Origin of the sequence: Kitasatospora aureofaciens, assembly GCF_019192735.1 — a bacterium.
GTDB lineage: Bacteria > Actinomycetota > Actinomycetes > Streptomycetales > Streptomycetaceae > Kitasatospora > Kitasatospora aureofaciens_A.
Genome location: NZ_JAHTKP010000155.1, coordinates 1 through 1,676 on the forward strand (window position 1 = coordinate 1; position 1,676 = coordinate 1,676).

Here is a 1,676-nt window from a genome sequence, read left to right on the forward strand (position 1 = left end):
GGAAGCCCTCGGACATGCACAGCAGGAGGCCGTCCGCGGAGACCACCACGGTGTGGGACACCCCGGGGGTGTTGTCCACGAAATTGGTGATCAGCCAGTTCAGGTTCTGTGCGGCCTGGCTCATCTGGTTCAACTCAACGCTCCTGGTGATCTGCGCCGTTGCCGTCGGTCCGGCCACCGAAACTATCGAATCCGGGCTGCTGGGCACCATGGTGGAAGCCGGCCTGATTGGCCTGCTCCGCACCGGCCCGGCGGCCCTGCTGGATGCCGCGGCGCAGGTTGGTCAGCCGGCCGCGCACCTCCTCGGGGGCCCGCGAGACCTGGGGACCGGTCAGCGGGGAGGCCTCGGCGGTGCCGGAGACCAGGTTGGCCTGCGGGGTCCGCCGGGGGAGGCCGGACATCGTGACACCGCTGGTCGACGGCTCCCGGACCTGCTCGGCGCGGCGCCAGCGCTCGTCGTTCGCGGACGGGCGCCACGGGGCGTCGCCGGTGCCGGGCTGCGGCTGCTGCTGGCCCTGGGGCGCCTGCTGGGCCTGCTGCGGCGCGTACGGGGCCTGCTGCGGCGTGTACGGGGCCTGCTGCGGGGTCCCGTCCAGGAACTCCGGCGCCGTGGTGCCGGGGCGGCGCGGCTGGTACCCGCGCGGGCGGGCCTCCTGGGCGGTCCAGGGCTGCTGCCCGGCGCCGCCGTCGGACGGGCCGGTCGGCAGCGCCATCGGCTCCTGGCGGACCGGCTCCTGCCGGACCTGCTGCGGGGCCTCCGGGCGGACCGGCTCCGGACGCGCCGGGTTCGGCACGTTCGGCAGCACCGGCTCCACCAGGCCGAGGCCCAGCGGGTCGCGCGGGTCGATCTGGCTGGCCTCGAAGCGCGGCCGGGCGAACTGCTGGGTGCTCTCCACCGGCGCGGGCTCGGCCGACGGCAGCGGCTGGGGGGCCTGCTGCGACGGCAACTGCGGCTGCGGGGCCTGCTGCTGCGGCGGCAGCTGCGGCTGGCGGTCGCGCTGCGGCGCGTCCGGGCCGGGGCGCTGCGGGCGGCGCGGACCCTGGGCACCCTGCGGACCCTGGGCACCTTGCGGGCCCTGGCCGCCGGGGCCCTGCGGCCCCTGCGGGGCCGGACGGCCCGGCTGGCGGCGCTGCGGCAGCCCGTCCTGCGGACGGTTGCCCGGGCGGGCGCCCTGCCGGGGCGCACCGGGCGCACCCGGCCGGCCGTGCTGCGGCTGCTCGCCGGTCCGGGCACCCGGACGGCTGTCGAACTCGCCGTTGGGGCGCGGCCGTTCCTGACCGGGCTGACCGGGCTGACCGGCACCGGGCTGCTGGCCGCGGCGGGGCAGGCCGCCGGGGCCGCCCTGCGGCAGGCCCTGCCGGCCCGGGCCGCGCTGCGGCAGGCCGCCCTGAGCGGACTGCTGGGACTGCTGGGCCTGCTGCGGCTGCTGGGGCCGCTGACCCTGCTGACCCTGCTGACCCTGCTGACCCTGGGGGGCCTGCTGGCCCGGCAGGACGGGGGTCTCGCGGAGCGCCTTGCCGACCTGCCGGGTCGGCAGACCGCCGGCCCGCCCACCGGACGCACCCGGAGCACCGGGCGCCGCCGGGGCGGCGGGACCGCCCTGGCCGAGCTGCGGACGGCCCTGCGGGGCACCGCCGGACGGGCCCTGGCCGAGCGCGGCCGGGCCGCCGCCGGG

At 79.1% G+C, this 1,676-nt stretch carries 3 protein-coding genes; 1 reads left to right on the forward strand and 2 read right to left on the reverse strand.

Annotation, left to right across the window (positions count from 1 at the left end; genetic code table 11):
- Both KV557_RS41670 and KV557_RS41675 read right to left on the reverse strand, forming a co-directional pair.
- Window positions 1-124, reverse strand: a 124-nt coding sequence (locus KV557_RS41670; RefSeq protein ID WP_218207309.1) for a roadblock/LC7 domain-containing protein, incomplete at its 3' end; no start/stop codon positions are given.
- A 10-nt stretch (window positions 125-134) separates the two neighbouring features.
- Window positions 135-947 (reverse strand): hypothetical protein, encoded by an 813-nt coding sequence (locus tag KV557_RS41675; protein ID WP_218207333.1) that lies wholly within the window; start codon window positions 945-947, stop codon window positions 135-137.
- Window positions 948-1,067: 120 nt separating this feature from the next.
- On the opposite strand from KV557_RS41675, the gene KV557_RS41680 reads away from it, so the two are divergent.
- Window positions 1,068-1,676 (forward strand): hypothetical protein (locus KV557_RS41680; protein WP_218207334.1); only part of this gene is annotated, 609 nt, incomplete at its 3' end.